A 15,009-nucleotide genomic window follows, 5' to 3' on the forward strand; every position below is an offset into this window, starting at 1 on the left:
TCAGCCGATCGCGGGCGGAGCCTCCTCGCGGCGCACGGGCGGCGGCGCGGTGCCGTCGCCGAACGGACGCCCGCCGAGCGACTCACGCCCGTGCTCCGTGAGCCAGCCCGAGAGGTCCGGGCCGGCCGGGACGACGCCCGACGGGTTCACGTCGCGGTGGACCTTGTAGTAGTGGTCCTTGATCTGGCCGAAGTCGATCGTGTCGCCGAAGCCCGGCGTCTGGAACAGGTCGCGCGCGTACGCCCACAGCACCGGCATCTCGGTGAGCTTGGTCCGGTTGCACTTGAAGTGCCCGTGGTAGACGGCGTCGAACCGCACGAGCGTCGGGAACAGACGGACGTCCGCCTCGGTGATCGTGTCGCCGACGAGGTAGCGCTGCACCGCGAGCCGGTCGCTCAACCGGTCGAGCTGGGTGAACAACCGGTCGTACGCCCGCTCGTACGACTCCTGCGACGTCGAGAAGCCGCACCGGTACACGCCGTTGTTCACGTCGCGGTAGATGTCCTCGACGAGCGCGTCGATCTCGTCGCGGCGGTCCTCCGGGTAGAGGTCGGGCGCGCCCTCGCGGTGCAGGGCCGTCCACTCGGTGCTCATGTCGAGCGTGATCTGCGCGAAGTCGTTCGTGACGACGGCGCCGTCGCGCGTGTCCACGATCGCCGGCACCGTGATGCCGCGCTCGTAGCCGGGCACCCGCTTGAAGTACGCCTCCTGCAGGCGCTCGATGCCCAGGACGGGGTCCACACCGCCCGGGTCGAGGTCGAAGGTCCATGACCGCTCGTCGTGCGTCGGGCCGCACAGGCCGAGCGAGATCGCGTCCTCGAGGCCGAGGAGCCGGCGCACGATCAGCGTCCGGTTCGCCCACGGGCAGGCGCGAGCGGCGACGAGGCGGTAGCGACCTGCCTCGACGGGGTAGCCGTCCCTGCCATCCGCGGTGATCCGCGTGGCGATGTACCGGGCGTCACGGGTGTACTCGGGAGAGGCGTAGGTCATCTCAGCAGGCTAGACGCCGGACACCGCCCGCGCCGCCCGGGACGGGCGGTTACGCTCGTGGCTGCAGCACGAAAGAGGTGGACCGATGGACGAGAGCGGGCCGACGCGTACCAAGCGGTGGCGCCCGGGCCACCGGGTCCCGCCCCGATGGTTCCGGTGGTCGTCCGTCGCGCTCGCGGTCGTCCTCGTGTGCGCGCTCGTCGCGCTCGTGACCGCACGCACCGACCTGAGCCTGGGGCCGCACGAGGCCCGCTACGAGGTGACGATCGACGGTCAGGTCACGGTCGACCTAGGGCCGCTCGGCACGGTCGAGCTCGACTCGCCCGCGCCAGCAGGGATCGGCGTGCTCGTGACGGTCAAGGAGATCCCGTCCGACCTGTCGGCGCTCGAGCAGAGCCCCACGCTCGAGGCTCTGACGCAGGACCTCCAGGCCTACCTGCAGTTCTTCGGCGGGCCGTCCGCGACGATCCAGGACGCGATCGACGGTCTTGCCCGCGACGCGCTCACGAGGTTCTTCCTGCTGCTCGTGGGAGCCGCGGCCGTGCTCGGGCTCGCGCTCCTGCTCGCCGGCTCGCCCCGCAGCCACGAGCTCGCGCACGCGTTCGCCCCGCACTCCGCGACCGTCTCGTGGGCCGTCGTCCTGCTCGTCGTGACGCTCGTCGTGACGAACCCGTCGACGGTCGAGCGCAACACGGCGGGCAAGCGGGAGACGACCGTGTTCGCCGGCACGGCGCTCGAGGGCGCGCGCATCACCGGGCGCCTCGCCGGCGTGGTCGAGACGTACGGCGGCCAGCTCGTGAAGGTCTACGAGGACAACGAGACCTACTACGAGAGGCTCACCGCGGCAGCCGAGGCTGCGTGGGTCGAGCGTTCCGAGGCAGAGTTCGCCGCCGCCGCGCTGCGCCTGCCGCGTCCGACGGCGGACGCGGGCGACGGGGACGACGACGGCACGAGCGTGGACGACCTGGCGGGCACGGACGGCGAGACGTCGCCCGACCCGTCGACCACAGGCGACGGGGCCGTGCCGACCGACGCGACGCCGTCGGCCGAGGAGACGGCCGAGGAGCCTGCCGAGACCCCGACGGAGGAGGCCGGCGACGTCGTCACGCTCCTGCACGTCTCCGACCTGCACTGCAACGTCGGCATGGCTCCCGTCATCCGGAAGGTCGCCGAGCTCTCGGGAGCGTCGGCGATCCTCGACACGGGGGACCTCACGATGAACGGCACCGCCGTCGAGCGGTTCTGCGTGACGACGTTCGCGAACGCCGCGCCCGACGGCGCACCGTACGTCCTGGTGACCGGCAACCACGACTCGGCCGAGACGGCCAGCCAGGCGCGTGCGGCGGGCATGACCGTCCTCGACGGCGGGGTCGTCGACGTCGAGGGCGTGCGGATCCTCGGTGACAGCGACCCGAACGAGACGCGGCCCGGCATCGGGACGGCGCAGGTCAGCGAGGAGGACGTCGAGGCCTTCGCCGACCGGATGATGCAGGTCGCGTGCGGCGAGGACGAGCGGGTCGACCTGCTCATGGTCCACACCCCGCGCGCCGGCACCTCGGCGCTCAGCAGCGGCTGCGTCGCGACGCAGCTCTCCGGGCACGTGCACCGGCGCATCGGCCCCGCGCGCGTCGGGCTGGGCGTGCGGTACGTCAGCTCGACGACGGCCGGCGCGGCCGAGGGGCAGCTCACGGTCGGTCCGCTGCGCGGCGAGTCGCAGATGACGGTGCTGCGCTTCGACCGGGAGACGCGCCGGATGCTCGACATGCGCGTCGTCGTCGCCCGCCCGGACGGCAGCGTGTCCGTAGGCGGCGCGGTCGCGTTCCCGGCGCCGCTCCCGCAGGCCGAGGCCGAAGGCGGCGCGGAGAGCGCGCCGTCACCCGACAGCGAGCAGCAGGAGCAGGACGTGCCTGAGTGACCGGTCGCGCCAACGCCGGCCGAGCTAGCCGCCGGGCGGGTCGCAGCGCCCAGGCGGCATCGGTCGAGAGGCGCTCGCGGGGCGAGACGGTACGAGGGAGGGGTCGGCAGCGTGCCCCGCGCGGTGCGACCATGGCGACATGAGCCGCCGCACCGTCATCATCCTCGTGTCCGTCGTCGTGGCAGTGCTGGTCGCGGTGCTCGCGGGCCCCCCGCTCTACTCGCGCTGGCAGGAGAGCCGCAACCCGGAGCCGATCGCGCTCACGAGCGCTCCCGTCGAGCCGCCCGCCGCCGGGCCGTTCGAGCCTGACGGGACGTGGACCGTGACGCAGGGTTCGGAAGCCGGGTACCGCGTCGAGGAGGTGCTGCGCGGCGAGGACGTGACCGTCGTCGGGCGCAGCAAGGACGTCACGGGCGAGGTCGTGATCACCGAGGGCGAGCTGACGGCGGCGACGGTGACGGTCCAGGCGGCGACGATCGAGACAGGCGTCGGCCCCCGCGACAGCTTCCTGCGCGACACCCTCCAGACCGAGACGTTCCCGACCGCGACCTTCGAGCTCGGCGCGCCGGTCGCGCTGCCCGAGCTCACCGGGGAGCCGGTCGACCTCGAGGTCGTCGGCACGCTCACGATCCGCGACGTCGCGCGCGAGGTGACGGTCAGCATGCAGGCGCAGCGCTCGGGCGACGGCGTGCGCGTGGGCGGGTCCATCCCGGTGACCTTCACCGACTTCGAGATCGAGGCGCCGAACCTCGGGTTCGTGCAGGTTGAGGACGCCGGGACGATCGAGATGTTGCTGGTGCTCGCCCGGGCCTGACCCGGGGCACGGCCCCGCGACGACGGGACGGCTGCGCGGCGCTCGGCGGGACTCATGGCGCGCGTCCCGGTGCGCCTCCTGGCCGACCCCGCGCGGATTGCGGACCGTCCGCCGCCGTGCAAAAGTTCGGTATGTCGAACTTTTGGATTCGAACGTTCGAACGGGCGGCAGCCGCCGCGCTCGTGAGCGCCTCGCTCACGGCATGCAGCGGTGGCCCGGCCGCCGCGCCGCCCGCCGCCGACGACCGGCTCCACGTCGTCACGACCTTCACCGTCCTCGCCGACATGGTCGCCGAGGTGGGCGGAGCGAGGGTCCGCGTCGAGTCGATCACCAAGCCCGGCGCCGAGATCCACGGGTACGAACCGACACCCGCCGACCTCGTCCGCGCGCAGGGGGCCGACCTCGTGGTCGACAACGGGCTCGGCCTCGAGGCATGGTTCGCGCAGCTCCTCGCCGACGTCGACGCCCCGCACGTGACGGTCAGCGACGGCGTCGACCCGCAGCCGATCACCTCCGGGGAGGCCGCAGGCCACCCGAACCCCCACGCCTGGATGTCGCCGACCGCAGGCCAGACCTACGTCGCGAACATCGCCGACGCGCTCGCGAGCGCCGACCCCGAGGGCGAGGCGCTCTACTGGGCCAACGCGGCCGCGTACCGCGCGCAGCTCGAGCAGATCGCGGACGACCTCGCCGACGCCGTGGCCGCGGTCCCCGAGCCTGCGCGGCTCCTCGTGACGTGCGAGGGCGCGTTCTCCTACCTCGCGCGCGACGCGGGCCTGCGCGAGGCCTACCTCTGGCCCGTCAACGCCGAGCAGCAGGCGACACCACGCTCGACGATCGCCGTCGTCGAGGCCGTCCGCCGCGACCGTCCGCGGGCAGTGTTCTGCGAGTCGACCGTGCCCGACGTCGCGCAGCGGCAGGTCGCCCGCGAGACAGGCACGCCGCTCGCCGGTCCGCTCTACGTCGACTCCCTGTCGGGCCCCGACGGTCCCGTGCCGAGCTACCTCGACCTGCTCCGCCACACGACGACCACGATCGTCGCCGGACTGACCGCGGAGGACCGATGAGCCCCACCCAGGCACCGCCGCCCGCCGCACCGCGAGCGCAGACGCCCGCGCTCGACGTGCGTGACCTCTCCGTCCGCTACGGCGACGTGCACGCCCTCGACTCCGCGAGCCTCACGCTGCCGCGCGGCTCCGTCACGGGGCTCGTCGGCGTCAACGGCTCCGGCAAGTCCACGCTCATGCGAGCCGTCGTCGGCGCCGTCCGCCCCACGAGCGGGACGGTCACGATCCTCGGGCGCCCCGCTGACGTCGCGCGCCGCGAGGGCGCGCTCGCACACCTGCCGCAGAGCCAGGACGTCGACTGGACGTTCCCCGTCGTCGTGCGCGACGTCGTCGAGACCGGCAGGTACCCGCACCTCGGCCCGCTGCGGCGCCTGCGCGCGCACGACCGCGCGGTCGTCGCCGACGCCCTCGAGCGCGTCGGGCTCGCCGACCTCGCCGACCGGCAGGTCGGTCGGCTCTCGGGCGGGCAGCGCCAGCGCGTGTTCCTCGCCCGCGCGATCGCGCAGGAGGCCGACGTCCTGCTGCTCGACGAGCCGTTCTCCGGCGTCGACAAGACGCAGGAGGCCGGGATGCTCACGCTCCTGCGCGAGCTCGCCGCCGAGGGCACGTCCGTCCTCGTCTCGACGCACGACCTGCCGACCCTGCCCGGCCTCGTCGACCAGGTCGTCCTCCTGCAGCGCCGCGTCCTGTTCGCGGGCCCGCCCGACGAGGCGTTCGCGCCCGAACGCCTCGTCGAGGCCTTCACCGGGCTCGACCTCGGCCGGATCGGGCGCCTCGGTACGCAGGCGGGGACGGGCGCGGCCGACGAGGCTGCGCCAGCGGTGGCCAGCCCGGCAGGGACCAGCGCGGCGGTGGCCAGCCCGACGAGCACCAGCCCGACGACGCGGGGGAGCGCCCGATGACCGACCTCCTCGCGACCCTCGTCGAGCCCTTCCAGTACGGCTTCCTCCAGCGGGCGTTCGCCGTCACCCTCGTCGCGTCGATCGTGTGCGCGCTGCTCTCGTGCTGGCTCGTGCTCGTCGGCTGGTCCCTCATGGGCGACGCCGTCTCGCACGCCGTCCTGCCCGGCGTCGTGCTGTCCTACCTCGCCGGCGTGCCCTTCGCCGTCGGCGCCCTCGTCTTCGGCATCGGCTCGGTCGCGCTCATCGGCACGGTCCGCGACACGTCGAAGCTCAAGGAGGACACCGCGATCGGCGTCGTCTTCACGAGCCTCTTCGCGCTCGGCCTCGTGCTCGTCTCCGTGACGCCGAGCCAGGTCGACCTCAGCCACATCCTGTTCGGCAACGTCCTCGGCGTCGCGCCCGCCGACCTCGCCCAGGTCGCCGCGCTCGGCGCGGTCGTCGTCGTCGTGCTCCTCGCCAAGCGGCGCGACCTCACGTTGTACGCGTTCGACCCTGCGCACGCCCACGCGATCGGCCTCTCGCCGCGGCGGCTCGGAGCGCTGCTGCTCGGCCTGCTCGCCGTGACCGTCGTCGTCGCGCTCCAGGCGGTCGGTGTCATCCTCGTCGTCGCGATGCTGATCATCCCCGGCGCGACCGCCTACCTCCTGAGCGACCGCATCGACCGGATGCTCGTCGTCGCACCCCTCGTCGCGGCCGTGTGCGCCGTCGTCGGCTTCGCCGCGTCGTACGCGCTCGACGCGTCGCCCGCCGGCATGGTCGTCCTCGCGCAGGGCGTCGTGTTCACGTGCGTGCACCTCGGCACGTGGTTCACGCGCCGACGGTTATCGTGAGCCTGTGCGCCGCGACATCGACATCACCCCCGTCGTCGAGGACTACCTCAAGGTCGTGTGGTCGGCCCAGGAGTGGTCCGACACCCCCGTGACGACCAAGCTGCTCGCCGAGCGCCTGGGGGTCGGCGCGTCCACCGTCTCCGAGACCGTCCGCCGCATGTGCGGCATGGGCCTCCTCGAGCACGAGCGCTACGGCGCGATCTCGTTGACCGACGAGGGACGCGACCTCGCCGTCGCCATGGTCCGCAGGCACCGCCTGCTCGAGACCTATCTCGTCGAACGCCTCGGCTACCAGTGGGACGAGGTCCACGAGGAGGCCGAGGTGCTCGAGCATGCCGTCTCCGACCTGCTCATCGACCGCATGGACGCAGCGCTGGCCACCCCCGCCGCGACCCGCACGGCGACCCCATCCCGACCGCGCAGGGCGAGCTCGAGCCGAGCTCTGCCCGCACGATCGACGAGCTGCCGCAGGGGGGCGCTGGCGTCGTCACCCGCATCTCCGATGCCGACGGCGACATGCTGCGCTGGTTCGCCGACCTCGGCCTCGGCCTCGACGCCCGCGTCGAGGTCCGCGCCCGCCGCGAGTTCGCCGGAGTCGTCACCGTCGCCTGGACGGCAGACGACGGAGGACCCGAGCGGCAGGCCGACCTGGGCCTGCCTGCGGCACGCGCCGTGTGGGTCGACGTCGAGGACGCCGAGGCGGGGGAGTGACCGCCGCGACGGACGGCCAGACGGCCGGGCTGCGGGCAGCGATGCCCGCGCTCCTCGCGCTCGCGGTCGGCGGGTTCACGATCGGCACGACCGAGTTCGCCTCCATGGGGCTCGTCCCGCTCATCGCCGACGACCTCGCCGTCTCCGTCCCGACGGCCGGGCACGCGGTCACCGCGTACGCCGTCGGCGTCGTCGCGGGCGCGCCGACCCTCACCGTCCTCGCCGCGCGCGTCGAACGCACCCGGCTGCTGCTGATCCTCATGGGGATGTTCGTCGTCGGTCACGTGCTGTCCGCGCTCGCGGGCTCGATGGGGCTGCTGATCGTGGCCCGCTTCCTCGCCGGGCTGCCGCACGGCGCGTTCTTCGGGGTCGGTGCGGTCGTGGGCGCGGCCGTCGCAGGGCCGCGCAACCGTGGCAAGGCGATCGGCATGATGATGGCCGGCCTGACGATCGCGAACATGATCGGGGTGCCGCTCACGACGCGCGTCGGGCAGGTCTGGGGGTGGCGCGCGACCTTCTGGATCGTCGCGGTCCTCGCGCTGCTCACGATGCTCTCGCTGTGGCGCCTCGTGCCGCGAGGCGCGGGCGGCGAGGGCTCGTCCGTGCGTGACGAGGTGCGCGCCCTGCGCAACGGCCCGCTCTGGATCGCCTTCGCCGCGGGAGCGATCGGCTTCGGCGGTCTGTTCGCGGTGTACACGTACGTCGGACCGCTCGTCACCGAGGTCGGCCGCATGTCGACGGAGAGCATCCCGCTCGTCATGGGCCTGTTCGGCCTCGCGATGACCGTCGGGGTGCTCGTCGGCGGGCGGCTCGTCGACCGTGGCGTGCTCCGCACCGTCGTGCTCGGCTTCGTCACGACCCTCCTCGCGCTCGTCCTCCTCGGCGCAACCGGATCCGCGCCGGTGATGCTCGTCGTCGGGCTCGTCGCGCTCGGCGTGACCTCGCAGGTGCTCGGCCTCGCGATGCAGGCCCGCCTCATGGACCTGTCGCCGCTCGCGCCCTCGCTCGGGGCGGCCCTGTGCCACTCGGCGCTCAACGCGGGCAACGCGGAGGGCGCGTTCGTCGGCGGTCTCGTGATCGACGCCGGCTGGGGCTACCTCGCGACCGCGTGGGTCGGTGCGGCTCTGACCGCCGTCGGGCTGCTCGTCGTGCTCGCCGTCGGGCGGCAGCGCACCGGCCTCCCGGTCGCGGAGCGGGTGCGTCGCAGCCTCGAGGACACGCCCGCCGACGAGGTGTGACGCCTCCAGCGGGCGTCCAGAAACGCGTGGGACCATGGTCCCGGCCGCAGCCGGGCGGCCGCCGACCGAGGAGCGTCCCGTGACCGACCCGACAGCCGACCACGTGCCCGACGGCGCGTCGCAGCTCGACGAGATCGACGACGGCGTCATCGCGCCGCGCCCGCTCGCGGACCGCACCCTCGGCCGGATCCTCGTGATCCTCGGGCTCGTCGGCCTCGCGGGCTCGCTCGCCCTCGCGATCGAGCGCTATCTGTCGCTCGTCGACCCGGACCACCAGCCGACGTGCTCGATCAACGCGCTGCTCACGTGCAGCCCGGCGATGGCGTCCGACGCGGGCAGCCTGCTGGGCTTCCCCAACCCGTACATCGGCCTCGGCGCGTTCCCGGTCGTCGTGACGATCGGCGTCGTGCTCCTCGCCGTTCCCGGTATCGCGTTCCCGCGCTGGTTCTGGCGCACTTTCCTCGTCGTGGCGACGGCTGCCACGGGCCTTATCGCCTACCTCGTGTACACGAGCCTCGAGGTCCTCGTCGCGCTGTGCCCCTACTGCATGGTCGTGTGGTTCGCGACGCTCCGATCTTCTGGTTCCTGCTCGTGCGCAACGTCCAGGACGGCCTGTTCGGCGGCAGCGCGTCGTCGGGCATCGTGCGTCAGCGCGGCCTGCTGCTCGCGGCGATGTTCGTCGCGCTGCTCGCGTGGATCGTCGTCGGCCTCGGCCCGAGCATCGCGGGCGCGTTCGCCTGAGCGGCTGCTCCGCGGCAGGCTGCCTGCGCCACCCGGGCGTGCGCTCGGAGGTCCCTGCGGCCCGGTAAACTCGCGAGAGTGACTGACAAGCCCAACGTCCCGAACCAGCCTGCTCCCGCGCGCTCCGGCGCCCCGTCCCCGGAGGAGCCGCGACTGCGCTACACGCCGCAGCTCGCCGAGGAGATCGAGCTCCGCTGGCAGGACCGCTGGGCCGAGCGCGGGACGTTCTGGGCGGCCAACCCGAGCGGGCCGCTCACCGACGGCAAGGGCCGCCACGCGGACCCGGCTCGCCGAGCTTCTTCGTCATGGACATGTTCCCCTACCCCTCGGGTGCGGGCCTGCACGTCGGCCACCCGCTCGGCTACATCGCGACCGACGTCGTCGGCCGCTTCCGCCGCATGTGTGGCGACAACGTGCTGCACGCGCTCGCGTTCGACGCGTTCGGCCTGCCCGCCGAGCAGTACGCGGTCCAGACCGGTCAGCACCCGCGCATCACGACCGAGCAGAACATCGCGAACATGCAGCGCCAGCTCCGCCGCCTGGGCCTCGCCCACGACGAGCGCCGCTCCTTCGCGACGACGGACAGCGAGTACGTGCGCTGGACGCAGTGGATCTTCCTTCAGATCTTCAACTCCTGGTACGACGAGACGGCCGTGCGGCCGACGGCGGCACCGGCAAGGCCCGCCCGATCGCCGAGCTCGAGGCCGAGCTCGCCGACGGCACGCGTCCCACCCCGGACGGCACGCCGTGGGCCGAGATGGACGCCGTCGCACGCCGCCGCGTCATCGACTCCTACCGCCTCGCCTACGTCTCCGAGTCGCCCGTGAACTGGTGCCCCGGGCTGGGCACCGTCCTCGCGAACGAGGAGGTCACCGCCGACGGCCGGTCCGAGCGCGGCAACTTCCCCGTCTTCCAGCGCAGCCTGCGCCAGTGGAACATGCGCATCACCGCGTACGCCGACCGCCTCGCGGACGACCTCGAGCTCATCGACTGGCCCGACAAGGTCAAGGCGATGCAGCGCAACTGGATCGGCCGCTCGCAGGGCGCCAAGGTCCGGTTCGACGTCCAGGGCGGCAGCGAGGTCGAGGTCTTCACGACCCGCCCCGACACCCTGTTCGGCGCGACCTCTGGTCGTCGCCCCGAGCACCCCCGCTCGAGCGAGTCCGCGGGCTGCCGGCGCGGCGACCGCCGCGGCAGGGTGCCCGGAAGCGCCGTCGCGCGCGCGGCCGGGCCCTCGCGGCCCCTCGCGGCGGCTCGGCGACGACCATGAAGGTCGCGCGACAGGGTGTCGGGGCGGGTCGTGAAGACCTCGACCTCGCTGCCGCCCTGGACGTCGAACCGGACCTTGGCGCCCTGCGAGCGGCCGATCCAGTTGCGCTGCATCGCCTTGACCTTGTCGGGCCAGTCGATGAGCTCGAGGTCGTCCGCGAGGCGGTCGGCGTACGCGGTGATGCGCATGTTCCACTGGCGCAGGCTGCGCTGGAAGACGGGGAAGTTGCCGCGCTCGGACCGGCCGTCGGCGGTGACCTCCTCGTTCGCGAGGACGGTGCCCAGCCCGGGGCACCAGTTCACGGGCGACTCGGAGACGTAGGCGAGGCGGTAGGAGTCGATGACGCGGCGGCGTGCGACGGCGTCCATCTCGGCCCACGGCGTGCCGTCCGGGGTGGGACGCGTGCCGTCGGCGAGCTCGGCCTCGAGCTCGGCGATCGGGCGGGCCTTGCCGGTGCCGCCGTCGGGCCGCACGGCCGTCTCGTCGTACCAGGAGTTGAAGATCTGAAGGAAGATCCACTGCGTCCAGCGCACGTACTCGCTGTCCGTCGTCGCGAAGGAGCGGCGCTCGTCGTGGGCGAGGCCCAGGCGGCGGAGCTGGCGCTGCATGTTCGCGATGTTCTGCTCGGTCGTGATGCGCGGGTGCTGACCGGTCTGGACCGCGTACTGCTCGGCGGGCAGGCCGAACGCGTCGAACGCGAGCGCGTGCAGCACGTTGTCGCCACACATGCGGCGGAAGCGGCCGACGACGTCGGTCGCGATGTAGCCGAGCGGGTGGCCGACGTGCAGGCCCGCACCCGAGGGGTAGGGGAACATGTCCATGACGAAGAAGCTCGGCGAGCCGGGGTCCGCGTGGCGGCCCTTGCCGTCGGTGAGCGGCCCGCTCGGGTTGGCCGCCCAGAACGTCCCGCGCTCGGCCCAGCGGTCCTGCCAGCGGAGCTCGATCTCCTCGGCGAGCTGCGGCGTGTAGCGCAGTCGCGGCTCCTCCGGGGACGGGGCGCCGGAGCGCGCGGGAGCAGGCTGGTTCGGGACGTTGGGCTTGTCAGTCACTCTCGCGAGTTTACCGGGCCGCAGGGACCTCCGAGCGCACGCCCGGGTGGCGCAGGCAGCCTGCCGCGGAGCAGCCGCTCAGGCGAACGCGCCCGCGATGCTCGGGCCGAGGCCGACGACGATCCACGCGAGCAGCGCGACGAACATCGCCGCGAGCAGCAGGCCGCGCTGACGCACGATGCCCGACGACGCGCTGCCGCCGAACAGGCCGTCCTGGACGTTGCGCACGAGCAGGAACCAGAAGATCGGGAGCGTCGCGAACCACACGACCATGCAGTAGGGGCACAGCGCGACGAGGACCTCGAGGCTCGTGTACACGAGGTAGGCGATAAGGCCCGTGGCAGCCGTCGCCACGACGAGGAAAGTGCGCCAGAACCAGCGCGGGAACGCGATACCGGGAACGGCGAGGAGCACGACGCCGATCGTCACGACGACCGGGAACGCGCCGAGGCCGATGTACGGGTTGGGGAAGCCCAGCAGGCTGCCCGCGTCGGACGCCATCGCCGGGCTGCACGTGAGCAGCGCGTTGATCGAGCACGTCGGCTGGTGGTCCGGGTCGACGAGCGACAGATAGCGCTCGATCGCGAGGGCGAGCGAGCCCGCGAGGCCGACGAGCCCGAGGATCACGAGGATCCGGCCGAGGGTGCGGTCCGCGAGCGGGCGCGGCGCGATGACGCCGTCGTCGATCTCGTCGAGCTGCGACGCGCCGTCGGGCACGTGGTCGGCTGTCGGGTCGGTCACGGGACGCTCCTCGGTCGGCGGCCGCCCGGCTGCGGCCGGGACCATGGTCCCACGCGTTTCTGGACGCCCGCTGGAGGCGTCACACCTCGTCGGCGGGCGTGTCCTCGAGGCTGCGACGCACCCGCTCCGCGACCGGGAGGCCGGTGCGCTGCCGCCCGACGGCGAGCACGACGAGCAGCCCGACGGCGGTCAGAGCCGCACCGACCCACGCGGTCGCGAGGTAGCCCCAGCCGGCGTCGATCACGAGACCGCCGACGAACGCGCCCTCCGCGTTGCCCGCGTTGAGCGCCGAGTGGCACAGGGCCGCCCCGAGCGAGGGCGCGAGCGGCGACAGGTCCATGAGGCGGGCCTGCATCGCGAGGCCGAGCACCTGCGAGGTCACGCCGAGCGCGACGAGCCCGACGACGAGCATCACCGGCGCGGATCCGGTTGCGCCGAGGAGGACGAGCGCGAGGAGGGTCGTGACGAAGCCGAGCACGACGGTGCGGAGCACGCCACGGTCGACGAGCCGCCCGCCGACGAGCACCCCGACGGTCATCGCGAGGCCGAACAGGCCCATGACGAGCGGGATGCTCTCCGTCGACATGCGGCCGACCTCGGTGACGAGCGGTCCGACGTACGTGTACACCGCGAACAGACCGCCGAAGCCGATCGCTCCCGCGGCGAAGGCGATCCAGAGCGGGCCGTTGCGCAGGGCGCGCACCTCGTCACGCACGGACGAGCCCTCGCCGCCCGCGCCTCGCGGCACGAGGCGCCACAGCGAGAGCATCGTGAGCAGCGCGAGGACCGCGACGATCCAGAAGGTCGCGCGCCACCCCCAGACCTGCCCGACGCGCGTCGTGAGCGGCACCCCGATCATGTTCGCGATCGTCAGGCCGGCCATCATCATGCCGATCGCCTTGCCACGGTTGCGCGGCCCTGCGACGGCCGCGCCCACGACCGCACCGACCCCGAAGAACGCGCCGTGCGGCAGCCCGGCGAGGAAGCGGGCCACGATCAGCAGCCCCATCGAGCCCGCGAGCGCGGACAGCACGTGACCGACGACGAACATCCCCATGAGGATCAGCAGCAGCCGGGTGCGTTCGACGCGCGCGGCGAGGACGGTGAGGGTCGGCGCGCCCGCGACGACGCCGACGGCGTACGCGGTGACCGCGTGCCCGGCCGTCGGGACGGAGACGGCGAGGTCGTCGGCGATGAGCGGGACGAGCCCCATGGAGGCGAACTCGGTCGTGCCGATCGTGAACCCGCCGACCGCGAGCGCGAGGAGCGCGGGCATCGCTGCCCGCAGCCCGGCCGTCTGGCCGTCCGTCGCGGCGGTCACTCCCCCGCCTCGGCGTCCTCGACGTCGACCCACACGGCGCGTGCCGCAGGCAGGCCCAGGTCGGCCTGCCGCTCGGGTCCTCCGTCGTCTGCCGTCCAGGCGACGGTGACGACTCCGGCGAACTCGCGGCGGGCGCGGACCTCGACGCGGGCGTCGAGGCCGAGGCCGAGGTCGGCGAACCAGCGCAGCATGTCGCCGTCGGCATCGGAGATGCGGGTGACGACGCCAGCGCCCCCCTGCGGCAGCTCGTCGATCGTGCGGCAGAGCTCGGCTCGAGCTCGCCCTGCGCGGTCGGGATGGGGTCGCCGTGCGGGTCGCGGCGGGGGTGGCCCAGCGCTGCGTCCATGCGGTCGATGAGCAGGTCGGAGACGGCATGCTCGAGCACCTCGGCCTCCTCGTGGACCTCGTCCCACTGGTAGCCGAGGCGTTCGACGAGATAGGTCTCGAGCAGGCGGTGCCTGCGGACCATGGCGACGGCGAGGTCGCGTCCCTCGTCGGTCAACGAGATCGCGCCGTAGCGCTCGTGCTCGAGGAGGCCCATGCCGCACATGCGGCGGACGGTCTCGGAGACGGTGGACGCGCCGACCCCCAGGCGCTCGGCGAGCAGCTTGGTCGTCACGGGGGTGTCGGACCACTCCTGGGCCGACCACACGACCTTGAGGTAGTCCTCGACGACGGGGTGATGTCGATGTCGCGGCGCACAGGCTCACGATAACCGTCGGCGCGTGAACCACGTGCCGAGGTGCACGCACGTGAACACGACGCCCTGCGCGAGGACGACCATGCCGGCGGGCGACGCGTCGAGCGCGTACGACGCGGCGAAGCCGACGACGGCGCACACGGCCGCGACGAGGGGTGCGACGACGAGCATCCGGTCGATGCGGTCGCTCAGGAGGTAGGCGGTCGCGCCGGGGATGATCAGCATCGCGACGACGAGGATGACACCGACCGCCTGGAGCGCGACGACGACGGTCACGGCGAGCAGGCCGAGCAGCAGCGCTCCGAGCCGCGCGGCGAGAGGCCGATCGCGTGGCGTGCGCAGGGTCGAACGCGTACAACGTGAGGTCGCGCGCTTGGCGAGGAGCACGACGACGACGACCGCGCCGAGCGCGGCGACCTGGGCGAGGTCGGCGGCGCGACGCCGAGGACGTTGCCGAACAGGATGTGGCTGAGGTCGACCTGGCTCGGCGTCACGGAGACGAGCACGAGGCCGAGCGCGAAGAGGCTCGTGAAGACGACGCCGATCGCGGTGTCCTCTTGAGCTTCGACGTGTCGCGGACCGTGCCGATGAGCGCGACCGAGCCGATGCCGAAGACGAGGGCGCCGACGGCGAAGGGCACGCCGGCGAGGTAGGACAGCACGACGCCGGGCAGGACGGCGTGCGAGACGGCGTCGCCCATGAGGGACCAGCCGACGAGCA

Annotated in this window: 13 protein-coding genes and 5 pseudogenes; 10 read left to right on the forward strand and 8 right to left on the reverse strand. The window is 73.2% G+C overall.

Annotated features, from left to right (window positions below; translation table 11 throughout):
• Positions 1 to 990: a glutathione S-transferase family protein gene (locus ATL41_RS12925; RefSeq protein WP_098456648.1), complete on the reverse strand. Its 990-nt coding sequence runs from the start codon at positions 988 to 990 to the stop codon at positions 1 to 3.
• 85 nt (positions 991 to 1,075) lie between these two features.
• Between ATL41_RS12925 and ATL41_RS12930 the strand changes: the two genes are divergently transcribed.
• The 10 genes and pseudogenes from ATL41_RS12930 to ATL41_RS13730 all read left to right on the forward strand — a co-directional run.
• The gene (locus ATL41_RS12930) at positions 1,076 to 2,905 is read left to right on the forward strand and encodes a metallophosphoesterase family protein (RefSeq protein ID WP_143556537.1); all 1,830 of its coding nucleotides are present in this window, start codon (positions 1,076 to 1,078) and stop codon (positions 2,903 to 2,905) included.
• A 139-nt stretch (positions 2,906 to 3,044) separates the two neighbouring features.
• Complete coding sequence (locus ATL41_RS12935) at positions 3,045 to 3,719, forward strand: YceI family protein (protein WP_098456649.1); 675 nt, start codon at positions 3,045 to 3,047, stop codon at positions 3,717 to 3,719.
• Between the two features lie 131 nt (positions 3,720 to 3,850).
• The gene (locus tag ATL41_RS12940; protein WP_098456650.1) at positions 3,851 to 4,786 is read left to right on the forward strand and encodes a metal ABC transporter substrate-binding protein; all 936 of its coding nucleotides are present in this window, start codon (positions 3,851 to 3,853) and stop codon (positions 4,784 to 4,786) included.
• Positions 4,783 to 5,688: a metal ABC transporter ATP-binding protein gene (locus ATL41_RS12945; RefSeq protein ID WP_098456651.1), complete on the forward strand. Its 906-nt coding sequence runs from the start codon at positions 4,783 to 4,785 to the stop codon at positions 5,686 to 5,688. The genes ATL41_RS12940 and ATL41_RS12945 overlap by 4 nt, the downstream gene beginning before the upstream one ends.
• Positions 5,685 to 6,518: a metal ABC transporter permease gene (locus ATL41_RS12950; protein ID WP_098456652.1), complete on the forward strand. Its 834-nt coding sequence runs from the start codon at positions 5,685 to 5,687 to the stop codon at positions 6,516 to 6,518. Before ATL41_RS12945 ends, ATL41_RS12950 begins: the two co-directional genes overlap by 4 nt.
• Positions 6,519 to 6,522: 4 nt before the next feature.
• Positions 6,523 to 7,229, forward strand: a pseudogene (locus tag ATL41_RS13720) (metal-dependent transcriptional regulator).
• Positions 7,226 to 8,467 (forward strand): MFS transporter, encoded by a 1,242-nt coding sequence (locus ATL41_RS12960; RefSeq protein ID WP_342744389.1) that lies wholly within the window; start codon positions 7,226 to 7,228, stop codon positions 8,465 to 8,467. The pseudogene ATL41_RS13720 and the gene ATL41_RS12960 overlap by 4 nt, the downstream one beginning before the upstream one ends.
• A gap of 79 nt (positions 8,468 to 8,546) precedes the next feature.
• Complete coding sequence (locus ATL41_RS12965) at positions 8,547 to 9,290, forward strand: vitamin K epoxide reductase family protein (protein WP_169924571.1); 744 nt, start codon at positions 8,547 to 8,549, stop codon at positions 9,288 to 9,290.
• Positions 9,291 to 9,513: 223 nt separating this feature from the next.
• Positions 9,514 to 10,035, forward strand: a complete 522-nt coding sequence (locus ATL41_RS13725) for a class I tRNA ligase family protein (RefSeq protein WP_169924572.1) — start codon at positions 9,514 to 9,516, stop codon at positions 10,033 to 10,035.
• A 185-nt stretch (positions 10,036 to 10,220) separates the two neighbouring features.
• A pseudogene (locus ATL41_RS13730) lies at positions 10,221 to 10,283 on the forward strand (hypothetical protein); the annotation flags it as partial.
• A gap of 21 nt (positions 10,284 to 10,304) precedes the next feature.
• Here the strand turns inward: ATL41_RS13730 and ATL41_RS12975 are convergent.
• The 7 genes and pseudogenes from ATL41_RS12975 to ATL41_RS13735 all read right to left on the reverse strand — a co-directional run.
• A pseudogene (locus ATL41_RS12975) lies at positions 10,305 to 11,452 on the reverse strand (class I tRNA ligase family protein); the annotation flags it as partial.
• 153 nt (positions 11,453 to 11,605) lie between these two features.
• The gene (locus ATL41_RS12980) at positions 11,606 to 12,268 is read right to left on the reverse strand and encodes a vitamin K epoxide reductase family protein (RefSeq protein ID WP_169924469.1); all 663 of its coding nucleotides are present in this window, start codon (positions 12,266 to 12,268) and stop codon (positions 11,606 to 11,608) included.
• A gap of 79 nt (positions 12,269 to 12,347) precedes the next feature.
• A complete protein-coding gene (locus ATL41_RS12985; protein ID WP_342744389.1) occupies positions 12,348 to 13,589 on the reverse strand; it encodes an MFS transporter in 1,242 nt (413 codons plus the stop codon).
• Positions 13,586 to 14,002 carry a FeoA family protein gene (locus ATL41_RS13695; RefSeq protein ID WP_342744444.1) on the reverse strand — a complete coding sequence of 139 codons (417 nt, stop codon included), beginning with the start codon at positions 14,000 to 14,002 and terminating at the stop codon, positions 13,586 to 13,588. The genes ATL41_RS12985 and ATL41_RS13695 overlap by 4 nt, the downstream gene beginning before the upstream one ends.
• Positions 13,939 to 14,241: pseudogene (locus tag ATL41_RS13700) on the reverse strand (metal-dependent transcriptional regulator); the annotation flags it as partial. The gene ATL41_RS13695 and the pseudogene ATL41_RS13700, both read right to left, overlap by 64 nt.
• Positions 14,242 to 14,295: 54 nt before the next feature.
• On the reverse strand, positions 14,296 to 14,676 hold the full coding sequence (locus ATL41_RS13640) for a metal ABC transporter permease (RefSeq protein ID WP_281253882.1): 381 nt from the start codon (positions 14,674 to 14,676) through the stop codon (positions 14,296 to 14,298).
• Positions 14,562 to 14,989, reverse strand: a pseudogene (locus tag ATL41_RS13735) (metal ABC transporter permease). The gene ATL41_RS13640 and the pseudogene ATL41_RS13735 overlap by 115 nt, the downstream one beginning before the upstream one ends.
• Positions 14,990 to 15,009: the final 20 nt, after the last annotated feature.

The sequence above is a fragment of the Flavimobilis soli genome (assembly GCF_002564025.1).
Lineage (GTDB): Bacteria > Actinomycetota > Actinomycetes > Actinomycetales > Cellulomonadaceae > Flavimobilis > Flavimobilis soli.

Coding starts and splice junctions, on each gene's coding strand:
- ATL41_RS12925 (WP_098456648.1), bottom strand. CDS start 990: ATGACCTACGCCTCTCCCGAGTACACCCGTGACGCCCGGTACATCGCC.
- ATL41_RS12930 (WP_143556537.1), top strand. CDS start 1,076: ATGGACGAGAGCGGGCCGACGCGTACCAAGCGGTGGCGCCCGGGCCAC.
- ATL41_RS12935 (WP_098456649.1), top strand. CDS start 3,045: ATGAGCCGCCGCACCGTCATCATCCTCGTGTCCGTCGTCGTGGCAGTG.
- ATL41_RS12940 (WP_098456650.1), top strand. CDS start 3,851: ATGTCGAACTTTTGGATTCGAACGTTCGAACGGGCGGCAGCCGCCGCG.
- ATL41_RS12945 (WP_098456651.1), top strand. CDS start 4,783: ATGAGCCCCACCCAGGCACCGCCGCCCGCCGCACCGCGAGCGCAGACG.
- ATL41_RS12950 (WP_098456652.1), top strand. CDS start 5,685: ATGACCGACCTCCTCGCGACCCTCGTCGAGCCCTTCCAGTACGGCTTC.
- ATL41_RS13725 (WP_169924572.1), top strand. CDS start 9,514: ATGGACATGTTCCCCTACCCCTCGGGTGCGGGCCTGCACGTCGGCCAC.